Here is a 16252-nt window from a genome sequence, read left to right as displayed (position 1 = left end):
CTACGATGGTGAATGTGCGACAGCAACCCATCTCCCCCGTCGCCTACCAGCCACCCGAGGGCAAGGCCGGCGAGGTCGAGGCGACGACGATCGCGTCGATGCTGGAGCGGGCCGGGGCTGCCGCCTTCGCCGACGTGCAGCGTCCCGAGTTCCACTTCCTCCTGCTGCCGACCAGCGGCACGGGCACCCACATGCTCGACTTCACCGACCATCTCCTCACGCCCGGCTCGGTGCTCTGGGTCCGGCCCGGGCAGGTGCAGCGGTGGGGCGACCTCGCGGCGTACGACGGGAGGGTGGTGATCTTCCCGGCGGGCCTGCTCGACCCGGGCACGGCCGAGCTCACCGGGGCGAGCTCGCCGGACGGCGCTCGCTGGTGGTCGCCCGAGGACGCCGTTGCCGCCGGCGTACCGGCGCTGGCGGAGGAGATCGCCGACCTGGCCGCCGACGAGGCGATGCCGCGCTCGCTCCGCGCACCGGCCCTCACCCACCTCCTCGCCGCACTGCTCCTCCGCTTGACCGCCCAGGCGAGCTCGCGGCCGGACGCGCCCAGTGGCTCGGAGGCGTGGCTCGCCTTCCGCGACCTGCTCGAGGCCCAGCACACGCGCCACCACGACGTCGCCTGGTACGCCGCCCGGCTGGGCTGGTCGACGCGCACCCTGGCCCGCGCGACCCGCGCCGCCACCGGCCGCACGCCGAAGGAGCTCGTCGACGAGCGGGTCCTCCTCGAGGCCCGCCGCCTCCTCGCGCACAGCGACCTCAGCGTCGCGCGGGTGGGCGAGACGATCGGGTTCGACGACGCCTCGAACTTCGGAGCCTGGTTCCGGCTCCGCGACGGCCGCACACCAGCAGCGTTCAGGACCTCCGCGCGCTGAGCCGATCGTCGAGGCGGGCTGCTGCGCACGCCAGCACCAGGAAGAGCACGGCCACGCCCAGGCACGTCGCGAGGGCCACGGGGTAGCCGCGCTCACCGGCGTCGAGGAACGGATACGGGTAGAAGCCGGTCACAGCCCCCCGCACCAGGGTGTGGGCCAGCCAGAGGAGAGGCGGCACCAGCCCCGCACTGGCGACCAGCGCGACGGCCAGGTGGGCCCGCCGCGCGGTCAGCATCAGATCTCGGTGCGGTGGAAGTTCGCGTAGGAGCGGGACGCGGTCGGGCCACGCTGGCCCTGGTAGCGCGAGCCGTACTTCTCCGAGCCGTAGGGGTGCAGCGCCGGCGACGTGAGCTTGAAGAAGCAGAGCTGGCCGATCTTCATGCCCGGGTAGAGCTTGATCGGCAGCGTCGCGACGTTGGCGAGCTCGAGCGTCACGTGGCCCGAGAAGCCCGGGTCGACGAAGCCGGCCGTGGCGTGGGTCAGGAGCCCGAGGCGGCCGAGCGACGACTTGCCCTCGACGCGCGCCGCGAGGTCGTCGGGCAGCGTGACGACCTCGAAGGTCGAGCCGAGCACGAACTCACCCGGGTGCAGGATGAACGGCTCGTCGCCCTCGACCTCGACCATGCGGGTCAGGTCCGACTGGTCCGCCGCGGGGTCGATGGTGGGGTACTTGTGGTTGTCGAAGACCCGGAAGAACTTGTCCAGCCGGAAGTCGATGCTCGACGGCTGCACCATCGCGGGGTCGTAGGGCTCGATGACGATCCGCTTGTCGTCGATCTCGGCGAGGATGTCCCGGTCGGAGAGCAGCATGTCCGCAGATTAGTCGTACGCCGCGCCCCGCGGCCGGGCGCCCGGGTGGCGGGCAGCCTCAGAATCCCCGGATCGGCGCCTGCGGGACGACGTGGACCGGCATGCCGGCGATGCGCGCCAGCTTCTCCTGAAGCTCGGACCGGCGGTTCCGCAGGCTGTCCGGCTCGACACCGAGCAGGACCCCGGAGTTGTCCCCGCAGGCGCCGGCCATGACGAACCGCGCCCCGACCTCCTTCTCGTGCCGCCGCGTGAAGACCCGATTCTGCGCGGCGACGATCTCGCGCGGGGAGTAGGGCGTCTCCTCGACGACCACCAGGACGCCGTCGGGCCGGTGCAGCTCGGCCAGCGCGGCGACCTGCGGCGGCAGCGGCGACTTCCACTGCACGAAGATCGCTCCGGCCGCGTCCCAGTAGGCCAGCTCGCCGTCCTTCGGCAGGCGGCGGAGGGCACGGCGTACGTCCTGCATCGGCTTCTCGAGGGCCCACTGCATGGCCTGGTCCACGAGTGCGTCCTCGTCGTGGCCGTCGCCGAACTCCGGCCCCATGTCGCGCCGGTAGACGTGCGTCGCCCCGAGCCCTGTCAGCACCGGACGTGCGGCCTCGAGGTCGCCGTCGACGAAGGCGAAGACCCCGAGCCGCGTGGGCTGGGCGAAGGCGACGCTCCAGCCCGTGCCCGACGCCTGCTCGACGGCGTGCGCCTTCGCCCGCTCCTCCTGGATGTCCATGATCGGCGGGGCGTGCCGCGTGAAGACCGGGTGCTGCGACGGGCAGGAGAAGAGCGCCGCCTGCGAGCGTGGCGTCGGGTTCGCGGACATCGGCGCATCCCCGGGCCGCGGTGCGGACGGCGTACCGGCGATCGTGCCCACGGCCAGGACCCCCACGACGGCTGCCGACGCAGCGACGAGCAGGGCGGTCCGACCGGCAGTCCGTTGCACCATTCCGTCATCATGGGGCCATGGAGTTCCACCGGTACGTCGCTCTGGGAGATTCGTTCACCGAAGGTGTCGGTGACGCCGATCCGTCGCGGCCCAACGGCGTCCGCGGCTGGGCCGACCGCGTCGCCGAGGTCCTGGCCAGCAGGACCGACGACTTCGGCTACGCCAACCTCGCGATCCGCGGCCGCAAGCTGCCGGCGATCCTCGAGGAGCAGCTCGAGCCGGCGATCGCCCTGCAGCCCGACCTGGTCACGATCCACGGCGGCGGCAACGACGTGCTGCGACCGCGGGTCGACCTCGACGCCCTCGCCGCGGCGTACGACGAGGGGGTGGGGCGGCTGACCGCTGCGGGCGCCCACGTCGCGCTCTTCACCATCGCCGACCCGGGGCTCAACCCGTCGCTGAAGTTCGCGCGCGGACGCGTCGCGGTCTTCAACGAGTGGGCGCGCGAGATCGCCGAGAAGCACGGCGCGACGCTCGTCGACATGTGGCGCATGCGCGGCTGGAAGGTTGCGCAGATCATGGACGTCGACCGGCTGCACATGAGCCCGGTCGGCCACGCGTACATGGCGGTCCAGGTGCTCGACGCGCTCGGCATCGAGCACGGCACCGTGCCGCCGGCGTTCCCCGACGTCCCGGAGCTGACCCGCCGCGAGCAGCTCGCGACCGACGCCCAGTGGGCCCGCGAGCACCTCGCTCCCTGGGTGCACCGCCGGATCACCGGGCGCTCGTCCGGCGACGGCGTGACGCCGAAGCGACCGACCCTGCAGCCGATCACCCCGGCCTCCTCGGTGACCCCCGACACGGTCCGGTAGCATCGCGTCGTCCCGCTCGCGGCAACGCAGCGGGGCATGCGGATGTAGCTCAGTTGGTAGAGCGCGACCTTCCCAAGGTCGATGTCGCGAGTTCGAGTCTCGTCATCCGCTCCACGTTCCACATGTGCGCCTCGCTCCCGGGTCACCGTCGGTCGCGATCCCGATCGGACGACACTAGGAAGCGACCCCGCCCGACCACTGCTCGCTGGCGGCGCGCTCCACGTGGCGCAGCAGCCACGCGAGAGCGCAGCCCTGCGCCGGGTCGAACCGGGGTGCGGCACGCCAGGCCTCCACATAGCCCTGCACCAGCACCTCGGCCGCATTCGCCTCACCGGCGAGGGAGCGAGCGAACCGCCAGGCCAGGCCGGACGTGGCGTCGTACAGCTCGGCGAAGGCGTCGCGGTCCCCGCGGCCGGCTTGCAGCAGGAGTCCGCGCGCTGCCGCCACGGGGCAGTTCCCCGCGCGTGGTGCGTCGCTCATCTCGACCCCCCACGCTGGGACAGCGCCGGTTGTGGACGCTGGTGCCCGATCTCGCCGCCGAGCCGACCCGCGAACGGGCGTCCGTGGTCGGCGTACTCGGCGCGGGCGAAGGCCAGCGTCCACGCGCCGACCTGCAGCCTGGCTCCGGTCCGCAGGACCGCCCGGATCGCCGGCGCACCATGGACGTAGGTGGCGGGGGCGTGTGCCACCACGACGAACTCGTCCTTGTCGTCGTGGATGACCTCGGCGTGCAGCTCACGCAGGCCCGGCAGACGGATGTCGCAGTCGGCGCCGCTACCGATGCGGCAGGACCCCTCCGCCAGCCAGTAGATGGGCTGGCGCTCACCGGGCCGGTAGGAGTCGCGGACCAGCACCAGTCGCGGCTGACCTCCACGGGCGGGGTCGTTGGTTCCCGTCGGACGAACGTGGACGCGACGGGCGAAGGTCGGCGCCAGCGGGAACGGCGTGGCGGGCGGCAGGAGTCCGCCTGCAGGCTCCTTGCCCTGGACCCGGCCGGCGAGCTCACGCAGCCGCGCGCGACTGGGGGCGCGCAGCGCCCGCCATCCGGCGAGCCGGATCCGCTTCGACCCGGTGATCCTGCGCTGCCACCACGGCGCATGGACGGCACCGAGCGAGAGCAGTCGCCTGCCCGGACCCTCCATCACGTCGAGCACGAGGCCACGGTGCGCCAGCGCCTCGGCGATGCCTGCCACGGCAGGCGCGTCCGCGAAGCCGGCGAATGCGGCCGGGTCGGCCATCTCGAGCTGCAGCCGGCGTCCGTCGCCGTGGACTCGGCCGTCGACCGTCCGGCCGTCGGCCGTCCCCACGCTGAACCGGAGGTCCGCGGTGACGCGCGTGAACATGTCAGGCCGGCCGCTGGGTCGCGTTGTCGTCGGTGGTGACCCGGAGCAGCCCGTCGACGCGCCAGGTGGCCCGGGGCGCGTTGCTGCCGGTGTCACGCGGGACCTCCACGACCATGTCGTGGAACTCGTAGTTGATCGCTGCCTCCCGGCCGGTCAGGAAGTTCCACATCCGCATGCCGAGGTCGGTCCAGTCGACGATCTCGTCGCTCCCGTTGTCGGGTCGCTGGCTGCTCAGGTTCATCTCGACTCCTCACGTGACGTTGATGACTTTGTCTAAGGAACGTACGATCTACGTACAAGGTTTGTCAAAGGTTATTTCGGCGTCGTCGTCGTGTCGTCGCACGGCCTGGCTGGAGCGCGGAGGCGCGGTCATCTGCTCGGGGCGGCGCACCGGACCGCGCGTATGCTGCGCGGGACACTGTCGAGGAGTTGTCCAAGGTTGGAGCAGGCGTGAGAAGTACCCAACGAGCTGCTGCGCTGCGCGCGGCTTCTGGCTGAGCGGACGGGTTCGTGTACACGATCAAGCGCGCCGCGGAGCAGGTCGGCATCAGCGAGTCGACGCTCCGCGCGTGGGAGCGTCGCTACGGCGTCGGCGCCACTCAACGCACGGCGTCCGGCTACCGCCTGTACGACGGACGCGACCTGCATGCGCTGGGCCTGATGCGTGCGCTCATCGACGACGGCTGGCCCGCGCAGGCGGCCGCCGACGAGATGCGCCGACGGATGGCGTCAGAAGAGCGTCGCCCGGCCCCGGTCGACTCCGGCGCGGAGGACGGAGACGACACGGCTGCGTTGATCCGGGTCGCCGCGGCGCTCGACGCTCCGGCGCTCGGCGCACTGCTCGACCGGCAGTTCGGCGCGGCGTCGTTCGAGGCCGTCGCGGACAGGTGGCTGCTGCCTGCGCTCCACGCGCTGGGGGCGGCATGGAAGTCGCAGCAGATCACGGTGGCGGGCGAGCACATGGCCGCCCACGCGATCACTCGTCGTCTCTCTGCCGCCTACGACGCCGCGGGCGACAACCTGATGGGACCTCGGCTCCTGATCGGCCTGCCTCCGGGCGCCCGGCACGAGCTCGGCCTCCTCGCCTTCGCCACGGCTGCGCGGCGCGCCGGGCTTTCCACGATCTACCTGGGTGCCGACGTCCCGACCGCGGAGTGGATCACCGCGGCCACCACCGGAGCGGTCGGCGAAGTGTCCTGCGCCGTCCTGGCTGCGCCCACCGAGGCCGATGCGAGCGCCGTACGGGAGATCGCCGAGGCCCTTCGTGCGGCCCGCCCGGACCTTCTCGTGGCCGTCGGCGGTTCGGCGCAGGAATCCGCGCCGCCGTGGTGCGTCAGGCTGGGGCACCAGGTCGGCCCCGGCGCCGCCTTCCTCGCCGAGCGCCTCGCCGCCGCCCGGCCGACCTGACGCGCCCGCCACGATGTGCCGGTAGCGTCATCAACCGTCACGAGACCGACCATCGAGAACACCCGCAGGAGGTGAGGGGACCAGGGACCACCACGCGACAGGCGCCCTTCCCGAGGTCGATGTCGCGGGTTCGCGTCTCGTCATCCGCGCTCATGTCAGTCCTGATCGCCGGTTGCGGGGACCTCGGCACCGAAGCCGGTCTCCGGTTCGTCGCTGCCGGTCACCACGTGACGGGGTGGCGCCGCTCTCCCGAGAAGCTGCCGGCTGCCCTCGAGGGCGTCGCGGCCGACCTGCGCACCAAGGCCCCGCGGGTCCCCTCCGACGTCGACACCCTCGTCGTTGCGCTCGCCGCCGACGGCCACAGCGAGGAGGCGTATCGCGCCGCCTACCTCGACGGCACCGAGCGGGTCCTCGACGCGCTCGATCGCGACGGTGTGACACCGCGACGGGCGCTCTTCGTCAGCTCCACTGCCGTCTACGGCTCGTTCTCCGGCGACTGCGACGAGGACTCCCCGACCGAGCCGACGGCCTTCAACGGCACGGTCATGCTCGAGGCCGAGCGCCTCTTCCTCGACCGCCTGGCGGCAACGCCGACCCGCGCGAGCGTGCTCCGTCTCGGCGGCATCTACGGCCCCGGCCGCACGCGGCTGCTCGACCTGGTCCGCTCCGGCACCGCCGCGATCCCGACCCCCGACCGGCGTACGGCCCGCATCCACCGCGACGACGCGGCTGCGGCGATCGTCCACCTCGCGACCATGGGCCCGGCCCCTGACGAGACCTACCTCGTCGTCGACGACGCGCCCGCGCCGTACGGCGAGGTGGTCCGCCGGCTCGCGGCCGCGATGGGCGCCCCCGAGCCCCAGCAGGCCGAGAAGCCGAGCAGCCGCGGCGCCGACCGCGCCTGCAGCAACGCCCGCCTGCGCGCGACGGGCTGGGCCCCCGCCTTCCCGACGTACGCCGAGGGGTACCGCGCGATCCTCGCCGGACAGGGAACGCGCCACCCCTAGGCTGGCCGCATGAGCTTCGAAGGCTTCCCGACCGCGGCGCTGGACTTCTACGACGACCTCGAGGTCGACAACACGAAGTCGTTCTGGGAGGCACACAAGGCGGTCTACAAGGAGGCCGTCGAGGCGCCGATGAAGGCCCTGACGGCCGCGCTCGAGCAGGAGTTCGGCACCGCGAAGGTGTTCCGTCCCTACCGCGACGTGCGCTTCGCGAAGGACAAGACGCCGTACAAGACCCACCAGGGAGCGTTCGTCGGTGTCGTCCCGGCCACCGGGTGGTACCTCGAGCTCTCCGCGCGCGGTGTCCGCACGGGCGCCGGCTTCTACGAGGCGAGCGGCGAGCGGATGGCGGCGTACCGCGAAGCCGTGGCCGAGGAGAAGCGCGGCACCCAGCTCGCCTCGATCATGAAGGGGCTGGAGCAGGGCGGCTTCGAGATCGGCGGCGAGACGCTCAAGACCGCGCCGCGCGGCTACGACAAGGAGCACCCGCGGATCGAGCTGCTGCGCCACAAGCAGCTCTTTGCCGGGCGGCTGCTCGGCTTCGAGCCGGTCATCCACACCGCGGAGCTCATCGACGTGGTCCGCGAGGACTGGCGCCGACTCCGGGCCCTCGTCGACTGGCTCGCCGCGCTCTGAGCCGTGAGTCGGGCCTCACACGCCCGACGCACGTCCGTTTCCGGCCTGTTCACCCGCATGCCGCCGGACGCTGCGACGCTGGACCCATGGCCAAGAAGAACGCCTTCCTCCTCGTCGGTCCCGCGCTCCCCTCCGCGGACCGCCTGCAGGAGACGCTGACCGGCGCCCAGGACCTGCTCACGACCGCCGGCCTCACCACGCCCGACGTCAACCAGGCCGACCTGGACCGCTCGGCGATCGAGCTGCTCCGCACCCACAAGGCCGAGGGCCTCACGCGCAAGGACGTCGAGGGCAGCCTGGCCCGCGTCGTACGCCGGGCCGAGAAGCGCAAGGCGGCCGTCATCCTCGGCCACCCGGCGTACGCCGGCATCGACGCGACGCAGCGCTCCCTGCTGCTCGACGCGATGAGCGGGTTCCGCACCCACGTGGTGATCACCGCGGAGCGCGGCCAGCCCGGGCTCGACGACCTGATCGACGCGTGGGCCACGCAGGTGAAGCCGACCCGGCTCCACGTCGTGACCTTCGAAGCCGGCGACGGCCTCGAGGCCGTGCTCGCGCGGGCGGTCGAGCAGGCCCGCGAGGCGCACGAGGCCGACCTCGAGAAGAGGATCGGCAAGCTGAAGAAGAAGCGCGCCGAGCTCAAGGAGCAGCTCGAGGAGCTCCGCTCCGCCTGACCTCGCCGATCAGTGCGGCTGCCAGGCGTCCTCGTCGGCGGTGCGCGAGGTGACCTCGTCGGGCAGCGAGCGCTCCGCGAGCGAGGCGATGGTGACCTTCTCGAAGACGTCGCGCAGGGCCGAGCGCGCCGCGATCCAGACCTGCTGGAGCCCGTCGGCCTTCTCGTTGTAGCTGACCGCCTCGGGCCGCAGCCCGTAGACCGACACGAGCGGCCCGTCGACGGCGCGGATCACGTCGGCGATCGTGACCGACTCGGCCGGGCGCGCGAGGCGCCAGCCACCGGACTGGCCGCGCTGCGACACCACGATGTCGGCACGCCGCATGTCGGCGAGGATCGCCTGGAGGAAGCCGTGCGGGATCTCCTGGAGGCGGCCCAGCTCCTCGGCGCTCACGGGGCGCGCGTCGTCACGCGACGCGATCTCGATGAGCGCACGCAGGGCGTAGTCGGACTTGGCGGAGACTCGCATGGCCGCATTGTCGCAGGAATCGCTCGACTTTGTCGGGAGCGAAGGTGGCCCAGATCATCCGGCCGCTGCCTTGCATGCTGTAACTCGGCGTTGCATCATTATGTTACTGGCGAGTAATGCGCTCGTCCCATCCCCGCATCTCCTCACCCGAAAAGGTGCATCAGTGAGCCACTACAAGAGCAACCTCCGCGACATCGAGTTCAACCTGTTCGAGGTCTTCAAGGTCCAGGAGTACATGGACGCCCCGGCGTTCTCCGGCTTCGACCAGGAGACCGCTCTCGAGTCCCTCAAGGAGATCGAGCGCATCGCCCGCGAGGACCTCGCCGCGTCGTTCGTCGAGTCCGACCGCACCCCGCCGGTCTTCGACCCCACGACCCACACCGCGCCGGTCCCGGCGGCGTTCAAGAAGTCCTACGACACCTACATGGAGTCGGGCTTCTGGGCCCTCGGCCTGCCCGAGGAGATCGGCTGCCAGCCGGCTCCCGCCACCGTCGTCTGGACCGCCGCGGAGATGATCCTCGGCGCCCACGCCCCGATCTACATGTTCTCGGCGGGTCCGTTCTTCGCCTCCGTCGTCTACCACAACGCCAACGGCGTGGAGCGCGACATCAAGATCGCCCAGCACATGGTCGAGCGCCAGTGGGGCGCCACGATGGTCCTCACCGAGCCCGACGCGGGCTCCGACGTGGGTGCCGGCAAGACCTTCGCCACCCCCAACGAGGACGGCACCTGGAACGTCTCCGGCGTGAAGCGCTTCATCACCAACGGTGAGAGCGACCTGCAGGAGAACATCATGCACCTCGTCCTCGCCCGCCCGAAGGGCGTCGAGGGCATCGGCGGCCCGGGCACCAAGGGTCTCTCGCTCTTCCTCGTCCCGAAGTTCCACTTCGACCTCGAGAGCGGCGAGCTGACCGGCGAGCGCAACGGCGCCTACGTCACCAACCTCGAGCACAAGATGGGCATCAAGGCCTCCAACACGTGTGAGGTCACCTTCGGCGACCCGCAGGTCGGCGGCGGCGAGCCGGCCGTCGGCTACCTCCTCGGCGAGGTCCACGACGGCATCCGCCAGATGTTCGACGTCATCGAGAACGCCCGCATGCTCGTCGGCACCAAGGCGATCGGCACGCTCTCGACCGGCTACCTCAACGCCCTCGAGTACGCCAAGCTCCGCGTCCAGGGTCCCGACCTCACCGAGGCTGCGGACAAGAACGCCGCCAAGGTCACCATCACGCACCACCCCGACGTCCGTCGTTCGCTGATGACGCAGAAGTCGTACGCCGAGGCCATGCGCGCGCTGTACGTCTACACGGCGTACTGGAAGGACCAGGTCCTCATCGGTGGCGACAACGCCGAGCTGGCCGCGAAGGTCAACGACCTGCTCCTCCCGATCGTCAAGGGCTACGGCTCGGAGAAGGCCTGGACGCTGCTCGGCACCGAGTCGCTCCAGACCCTCGGTGGCTCCGGCTTCCTGCAGGAGTACCCCATCGAGCAGTACATCCGTGACGCCAAGATCGACACCCTCTACGAGGGCACCACGGCGATCCAGGGCATGGACTTCTTCTTCCGCAAGATCGTCAAGGACCAGGGCGTGGCGCTCGGCCACATCCAGGCCGAGATCCAGAACACGATCGACAACGGCTCGGCCGAGCTCAAGGTCGAGCGCGAGCTCCTCGCGACCGGTCTGGCCCAGGCCGGCGAGCTGGTCCAGCTCGCGGTCAACGACCTGATGAACGCGATGAACGAGATCAAGTCGATCTACAAGGTCGGCCTGAACACCACCCGCGTCCTGATGGCCCTCGGCGACGTCGTCTGCGCCTGGCTGCTGGTTCGCCAGGCCGAGGTCGCCCTCGACGCCCTGGGCGCCGGCGCCTCCGGCAAGGACAAGTCCTTCTACGAGGGCAAGGTCGCGGCCGCGAAGTTCTTCGCCGCGCAGGTCCTCCCGAAGATCGCCGCCGAGCTCGAGATCGCCAAGGCGACCAACCTCGAGCTCATGGAGCTCGACGAGGCTGCGTTCTGATCTGACGCTCCACCCGACGCCCCGGTTGCCCCTGGCAGCCGGGGCGTCGCCCATCCCGAGGCCTGTCGGCCGACCCGACCCCTAAGGTGACCCGCGTGACCGACCGCCACACCGCCCCCGACCTGATCGAGCGCCTGCTCGACGCCGGTTCCTGGACCCGCTGGGACGCTCCGGCCGACCGCAGCGGCCTCGCCCCGGCGTACGTCGCGGAGCTGGAGCGGGCGGAGGCGAAGTCGGGCCTCGACGAGTCGGTGCTGAGCGGGCGCGGCACGATCGAGGGCCAGCCCGTCGCGGTGATCGCGAGCGAGTTCGGCTTCCTCGCCGGCTCGGTGAGCCGGGCATCGGCGGACCGGCTGGTCGCCGGCATCGCGCGCGCCACGGAGGAGGGGCTGCCGCTCGTCGGCCTCACCTGCTCGGGTGGCACGCGCATGCAGGAGGGCACACCGGCGTTCGTGCAGATGGTGCGTATCGGCGCGGCCATCGCCGCGCACCGCGCCGCCGGCCTGCCGTACGTCGCCTACCTCCGCAACCCGACCACCGGCGGCGTCATGGCCACGTGGGGCTCGCTCGGCCAGATCACGTACGCCGAGCCCGGCGCGCTCGCCGGCTTCCTCGGCCCGCGTGTCTACTCCGCCCTGTACGACGAGGAGTTCCCGCCCGGCGTCCAGGTCGCCGAGCACCTCGCAGAGGTCGGCGTGATCGACGCCGTCGTCGCACCCGACGACCTGCGCGAGCGGCTCGCCACCGTCCTGCGCGCCCTCACCCCGGCGGACCACGAGCCGGCGGACCACGAGCTGACCGGCGCCGACCTCCGCACCGGCGAGCCGGCTGCGGCGGGCTTCGCCGAGCTCGACGCGTGGGACGCGGTCACGCGGACCCGACGCCCCGAGCGACCGGGTGTGCGCGACCTGCTCGCGGCCCGGGCCACCGACGTCGTCGAGCTCTCCGGCACCCAGGCCGGCGAGGCCGGCCCGGCGCTGCTGCTCGCGCTCGCCCGCTTCGACGGACAGCCGTGCGTCGTCGTCGGGCAGGACCGCGCGGCGGAGGCCGCCGGCCACCGGCTCGGGCCGGCCGAGCTGCGCACCGCGCGCCGGGGCATCGCCGTGGCCGCCGAGCTGCGGCTCCCGGTGCTGACCGTCATCGACACGAAGGGCGGCGAGCTGTCGGCGGCCGCCGAGGAGGGGGCCATCGCCGGCGAGATCGCGCGCTGCCTGGCCGACCTCGTCACGTGCACCGCGCCCACCCTGTGCCTCATGCTCGGCGAGGGCAACGGCGGCGCGGCGCTCGCCTTCCTCCCCGCCGACCGCGTCGTCGCCGCGCAGCACGCGTGGCTCTCCCCGCTCCCGCCCGAGGGCGCGTCGGCGATCGTCCACCGCGACACCGACCACGCCGCCGAGATGGCCCGCTCGCAGCAGGTGCTCGCGACCGGCCTGGCGACCCGCGGTGCGGTCGACGTCGTCGTACCCGAGCTGCCGGACGCGGCCGACGAGGCTGCGGCGTTCCTCGACCGTCTCGGCTCCGTCGTGGCGACGGAGCTCGCCGCTCTCCGCGAGCGTGGCGCCGGCTCGGCCGCCGACCGCGCGGCGCGCTACGCCTTCTGACGGGCACCGCCAGAAATCTTCTGCGGAAACCTCCGGTTGCGAGTGTGACCACCCACGGGCCGGGTACTGCGGCCACGGCGTCAGCCTCCCTGTCCCTGCGGCGGGCAGCCACGTGCGTTACGCACCGCGTGGCTTCCCACCGCGGGGTCCGGTGACGGTCCCGGGCCGTGGGACCGCCGCCGGACCCGCCCTCACGGTGCCGGTCCCCTCGAGGGGGCCGGCACCGGCGTACGTCGTGGGGAGACGCGCCCTTACAGGCCGAGGCCGGCGGGGTTCTCGGAGAACGCCGCGATCACGGCGAGGAACTGCGAGGCCTTCTCGCCGTCGATGAAGCGGTGGTCGACGGAGAGCGAGAAGGTCACCACGTCGCGGATCGCGATCGCCTCGCCGCCGTCGCGGGTGACGATCACCCACGGCTTCCGCCGGATGGCGCCGACCGCGAGGATCGCGGACTCCCCGGGGTTGATGATCGGGGTGCCGGAGTCGACCTTGAGCACGCCGATGTTGGTGATGGTGAACGTGCCACCGGTCTGGTCGGCGGGCTGGCTCTTGCCGGCGCGGGCGGTCTCGGTCAGCCCCTCGACGGCGCGGGCGAGGTCGGGCCCGGAGAGGTCGGCGGCGTCCTTGATGTTGGGCACGATCAGCCCGCGCGGGGTGGCGGCCGCGATGCCGAGGTTGACGTAGCGGCGGAACGTCACCGCCTCGCCGTCCCAGCGCGCGTTGAGCTCGGGGTACTCGCGCAGCGCGAGGATGCAGGCGCGGGCCATCAGGGTCAGCGTGGTGAGCCGGACGCCGGCGTAGCGCGGGTCCTGGCGCAGCTCGCGCACGAGGTCGACGGAGTGGGTGGTGTCGATCTCGACGGTGAGCGTGACGTGCGGAGCGGAGTACGCCGACTCCACCATCGCCTGCGCCATCATCCGGCGTACGCCCTTGACCGGCTCGCGGTACTCGCGGTCCTTCAGCTCGGGCATCTCGGGTGCTGCGGCCGCGCCACTCGCGTGTGCGGCGAGGTCGCCCATCGTGACGACGCCGTCGGCACGAGAGGACCGGACCTGGTTGAGGTCGACGCCCAGCTCACGCGCGCGCAGCCGGACCGGCGGAGCAGCGAGGGCACGGGCAGGCACCGCGACGGGGGCCGGCGCCGGGCGCGCAGGCGCCAGGGCGTTGGCATGGACCCCGCCCCGCCGGCGGCGGCGTGACACGGTCTCGCGGGGGCCGTAGCCGACGAGCGTCTCGGGTCCGTCGGAGCCGCCGCCCTGCTCCGCGGTGCCGGTGGCGACGTCCTCGGTGTGGGCCGGCGGGCTGGTGGAGGTCGGCGGCGCCGACGGGTCGGCGATGCGGACCAGCGGGGTGCCGACGGTGACGGTCTGGCCGGCGTCGACCAGCAGCGACTCGACCGTGCCCGCGAACGGCGAGGGGAGCTCGACGATCGACTTGGCGGTCTCGATCTCGAGCAGCACCTGGTTGACCTTCACGACGTCGCCCGGAGCGACGTGCCAGGCGTGGATCTCGGCCTCGGTCAGCCCCTCGCCGACGTCAGGCAGGAGGTAGTCCGCCATCAGAAGGCCACCGCCCGGTCGACGGCGTCGAGCACGCGGTCGACGGTGGGGAGCCACTCGTGCTCGACGCGGGAGAGCGGGTAGGGGGTGTCGTAGCCACAGACCCGGAGCACGGGCGCCTCGAGCGCGTAGAAGCAGTGCTCGGTCACCGCGGCGGCGACCTCGGCGCCCACGCCGAACGACCGGTGCGCCTCGTGGACGACGACGGCGCGGCCGGTCTTCGTCACGGACGCGACCGCAGGACCGAGGTCGAGCGGCGAGAGCGTGCGCAGGTCGATCACCTCGAGCGAGCGACCCTCCTCCGCGGCCTGCTCGGCAGCGGCGAGGCAGGTCTGCACCGTCGGCCCGTAGGCGATCAGCGTCGCGTCGGTGCCCTGGCGGACCACGCGTGAGGCGAAGAGGGGCCCCGGCTCGAGCGCGGGATCGAGCTCGGCCTTCATCGAGTGGTAGAGCCGCTTGGGCTCGAGGAAGACGACCGGGTCGTCGTGGGCGATCGCCTGCTGCAGCATCCAGTAGCCGTCGACCGGGTTGGACGGCGTCAGCACCTTGAGACCCGGCGTGTGCGCGAACTGCGCCTCGGGGCTCTCGCTGTGGTGCTCGACCGCGCCGATGCCGCCGCCGTACGGGATCCGGATGACGATCGGCAGCGCGTGCCGGCCGCCGGAGCGGGTGCGGAGCTTGGCGACCTGGCAGACGATCTGGTCGTACGCCGGGTAGACGAAGCCGTCGAACTGGATCTCCACCACCGGGCGGTAGCCGCGCAGCGCCAGGCCGATCGCGGTGCCGACGATGCCCGACTCGGCGAGCGGGGTGTCGAGCACGCGGTTCTCGCCGAAGTCCTTCTGCAGGCCCTCGGTGATCCGGAAGACGCCACCCAGGCGGCCGATGTCCTCACCGAGGAGGACCACCTTGTCGTCACCCTCCATCGCGCGCCGGAGCCCGGCGTTGAGGGCCTTCGCCATCGTCAGCGTGGTCATCGGGCCACCTCCTCGTGCTCGGCGCCGTCGAGGTCCATGAGCTCGACCACCTCCGCGCGCTGGGCGGCGAGGGTGGGGGTGAGCTCGACGTAGGTCTCGTCGAAGGAGGCGAGCGGCGACGGGTCGGGCAGCGCCTTGCAGCGCGCCCTGATGTCGGCACCGAGCTCTTCGGCCTCCGCGTCGAGCGCCGTGAACCACGCGTCGTCAGCGATCCCCTCGGCGCGCAGGTGCGCCGCCAGCCGGTCGATCGGGTCGCGGCGGCGCCACGACTCGAGCTCGTCGTCGGTGCGGTAGCGCGTCGGGTCGTCGGTCGTCGTGTGGGCACCCATCCGGTAGGTCACCGCCTCGACCAGCACCGGGCCCTGGCCCGAGCGCGCGTGCTCGAGCGCCCGGCGTACGACGGCGTACGTCGCGAGGACGTCGTTGCCGTCCACGCGGTAGCTCGGGAAGCCGAAGCCGTCGGCGCGCTGCGCGATCGGGATCCGGGTCTGCCGGGCGAGGGGCTCGGAGATCGCCCAGTGGTTGTTCTGCACGAAGAAGACGACCGGGACGTGGTACGACGCCGCGAAGACGAACGCCTCGTTGACGTCGCCCTGCGAGGTCGCGCCGTCGCCGAAGCAGGCCATGACGGCCGTGTCGCGCGCCGCGTCGCCGGTGCCCACAGCGCCGTCATGGACGACACCGAGCGCGTAGCCGACCGCATGGAGCGCGTGGGCGCCGATGACGATCGTGACCGGCTCGTAGCCCTTCTCGACCGGGTCCCAGCCGACGTGGTCGGTGCCGCGGAAGAGGCCGAGCAGGCCGACCGGGTCGATGCCGCGACACCACGCGATGCCGTGCTCGCGGTAGGTCGGGAAGACGTGGTCCTGGCGGGCGAGGGCCCGGCCGGCGCCGATCTGCGCGGCCTCCTGGCCCAGGCTCGGCGGCCACAGGCCGAGCTCGCCGTGGCGCTGGAGCGCGGTCGCCTCGACGTCGAAACGCCGCAGCAGGCTCATGTCGCGCAGGAGCGCCTTGAGGACGCCAGCCTCGTCGCCGTGCTGGGCGAGCAGGGCGGCGTCAGGCGTGAAGGCGACGTCCGGGTGCTCCACCCGGGTGCCGTCGGCCGTGAGGAGCTGGATCGGGTCAGACACGTCGA

At 72.3% G+C, this 16252-nt stretch carries 18 protein-coding genes and 1 tRNA gene; 9 read left to right on the top strand and 10 right to left on the bottom strand.

Features of this window, described 5'->3' with window-relative positions; genetic code table 11:
* Positions 1-14 precede the first annotated feature (14 nt).
* Positions 15-872: a helix-turn-helix domain-containing protein gene (locus IEX47_RS11375; protein WP_188784129.1), complete on the top strand. Its 858-nt coding sequence runs from the start codon at positions 15-17 to the stop codon at positions 870-872.
* On the opposite strand, the gene IEX47_RS11370 is transcribed toward IEX47_RS11375, so the two are convergent.
* Genes IEX47_RS11370 through IEX47_RS11360 form a run of 3 tightly spaced genes read right to left on the bottom strand, consistent with a single transcriptional unit; the run spans position 853 to position 2619 of the window.
* Complete coding sequence (locus tag IEX47_RS11370; protein WP_188784128.1) at positions 853-1107, bottom strand: Pr6Pr family membrane protein; 255 nt, start codon at positions 1105-1107, stop codon at positions 853-855. The genes IEX47_RS11375 and IEX47_RS11370 overlap by 20 nt on opposite strands.
* On the bottom strand, positions 1107-1682 hold the full coding sequence (gene dcd, locus IEX47_RS11365; protein ID WP_188784127.1) for a dCTP deaminase: 576 nt from the start codon (positions 1680-1682) through the stop codon (positions 1107-1109). The genes IEX47_RS11370 and dcd overlap by 1 nt, the downstream gene beginning before the upstream one ends.
* 58 nt (positions 1683-1740) lie before the next feature.
* Entirely contained in the window at positions 1741-2619 is an 879-nt protein-coding gene (locus IEX47_RS11360) for a hypothetical protein (protein ID WP_188784126.1), read from the bottom strand.
* A 17-nt stretch (positions 2620-2636) separates the two neighbouring features.
* Here IEX47_RS11360 and IEX47_RS11355 point away from each other — a divergent pair, with 17 nt between their 5' ends.
* A complete protein-coding gene (locus tag IEX47_RS11355; protein WP_188784125.1) occupies positions 2637-3431 on the top strand; it encodes an SGNH/GDSL hydrolase family protein in 795 nt (264 codons plus the stop codon).
* 38 nt (positions 3432-3469) lie between these two features.
* Positions 3470-3545: transfer RNA gene (locus IEX47_RS11350), tRNA-Gly, on the top strand.
* 60 nt (positions 3546-3605) lie between these two features.
* On the opposite strand, the gene IEX47_RS11345 is transcribed toward IEX47_RS11350, so the two are convergent.
* From IEX47_RS11345 to IEX47_RS11335, 3 genes are read right to left on the bottom strand one after another with little or no spacing between them, the layout of a single operon-like run.
* Positions 3606-3911, bottom strand: a complete 306-nt coding sequence (locus IEX47_RS11345; RefSeq protein WP_188784124.1) for a sigma factor — start codon at positions 3909-3911, stop codon at positions 3606-3608.
* The gene (locus IEX47_RS11340; RefSeq protein WP_188784123.1) at positions 3908-4774 is read right to left on the bottom strand and encodes an FHA domain-containing protein; all 867 of its coding nucleotides are present in this window, start codon (positions 4772-4774) and stop codon (positions 3908-3910) included. Before IEX47_RS11340 ends, IEX47_RS11345 begins: the two co-directional genes overlap by 4 nt.
* A 1-nt stretch (position 4775) precedes the next feature.
* Positions 4776-5015: a hypothetical protein gene (locus IEX47_RS11335; protein WP_188784122.1), complete on the bottom strand. Its 240-nt coding sequence runs from the start codon at positions 5013-5015 to the stop codon at positions 4776-4778.
* A 269-nt stretch (positions 5016-5284) separates the two neighbouring features.
* Here IEX47_RS11335 and IEX47_RS11330 point away from each other — a divergent pair, with 269 nt between their 5' ends.
* From IEX47_RS11330 to IEX47_RS11315, 4 genes are all read left to right on the top strand, one after another.
* Positions 5285-6181, top strand: a complete 897-nt coding sequence (locus tag IEX47_RS11330) for a MerR family transcriptional regulator (RefSeq protein ID WP_188784121.1) — start codon at positions 5285-5287, stop codon at positions 6179-6181.
* A gap of 152 nt (positions 6182-6333) precedes the next feature.
* Positions 6334-7188: an NAD-dependent epimerase/dehydratase family protein gene (locus tag IEX47_RS11325; RefSeq protein ID WP_188784120.1), complete on the top strand. Its 855-nt coding sequence runs from the start codon at positions 6334-6336 to the stop codon at positions 7186-7188.
* Between the two features lie 9 nt (positions 7189-7197).
* Positions 7198-7821 carry a DUF2461 domain-containing protein gene (locus IEX47_RS11320; RefSeq protein WP_188784119.1) on the top strand — a complete coding sequence of 208 codons (624 nt, stop codon included), beginning with the start codon at positions 7198-7200 and terminating at the stop codon, positions 7819-7821.
* An 86-nt stretch (positions 7822-7907) separates the two neighbouring features.
* The gene (locus IEX47_RS11315; protein ID WP_188784118.1) at positions 7908-8495 is read left to right on the top strand and encodes a hypothetical protein; all 588 of its coding nucleotides are present in this window, start codon (positions 7908-7910) and stop codon (positions 8493-8495) included.
* Positions 8496-8504: 9 nt separating this feature from the next.
* On the opposite strand, the gene IEX47_RS11310 is transcribed toward IEX47_RS11315, so the two are convergent.
* Positions 8505-8963 carry an RrF2 family transcriptional regulator gene (locus IEX47_RS11310; protein WP_188784117.1) on the bottom strand — a complete coding sequence of 153 codons (459 nt, stop codon included), beginning with the start codon at positions 8961-8963 and terminating at the stop codon, positions 8505-8507.
* Between the two features lie 163 nt (positions 8964-9126).
* Between IEX47_RS11310 and IEX47_RS11305 the strand changes: the two genes are divergently transcribed.
* Together IEX47_RS11305 and IEX47_RS11300 are read left to right on the top strand one after the other, a co-directional pair.
* Positions 9127-10980, top strand: a complete 1854-nt coding sequence (locus IEX47_RS11305) for an acyl-CoA dehydrogenase (protein WP_188784116.1) — start codon at positions 9127-9129, stop codon at positions 10978-10980.
* A 95-nt stretch (positions 10981-11075) separates the two neighbouring features.
* Positions 11076-12581 carry a carboxyl transferase domain-containing protein gene (locus IEX47_RS11300; RefSeq protein WP_188784115.1) on the top strand — a complete coding sequence of 502 codons (1506 nt, stop codon included), beginning with the start codon at positions 11076-11078 and terminating at the stop codon, positions 12579-12581.
* A gap of 251 nt (positions 12582-12832) precedes the next feature.
* Here IEX47_RS11300 and IEX47_RS11295 read toward each other — a convergent pair whose 3' ends face one another.
* The 3 genes from IEX47_RS11295 to IEX47_RS11285 are packed head-to-tail and all read right to left on the bottom strand — an operon-like array spanning position 12833 to position 16247.
* A complete protein-coding gene (locus IEX47_RS11295; RefSeq protein ID WP_188784114.1) occupies positions 12833-14140 on the bottom strand; it encodes a dihydrolipoamide acetyltransferase family protein in 1308 nt (435 codons plus the stop codon).
* The gene (locus IEX47_RS11290) at positions 14140-15117 is read right to left on the bottom strand and encodes an alpha-ketoacid dehydrogenase subunit beta (protein WP_188784113.1); all 978 of its coding nucleotides are present in this window, start codon (positions 15115-15117) and stop codon (positions 14140-14142) included. Before IEX47_RS11290 ends, IEX47_RS11295 begins: the two co-directional genes overlap by 1 nt.
* Entirely contained in the window at positions 15114-16247 is a 1134-nt protein-coding gene (locus IEX47_RS11285) for a thiamine pyrophosphate-dependent dehydrogenase E1 component subunit alpha (RefSeq protein WP_229662818.1), read from the bottom strand. Before IEX47_RS11285 ends, IEX47_RS11290 begins: the two co-directional genes overlap by 4 nt.
* Positions 16248-16252: the final 5 nt, after the last annotated feature.

The sequence above is a fragment of the Nocardioides phosphati genome, assembly GCF_014646375.1.
Classification (GTDB): domain Bacteria; phylum Actinomycetota; class Actinomycetes; order Propionibacteriales; family Nocardioidaceae; genus Nocardioides; species Nocardioides phosphati.
This window is presented reverse-complemented; position numbering and strand designations above follow the sequence as displayed.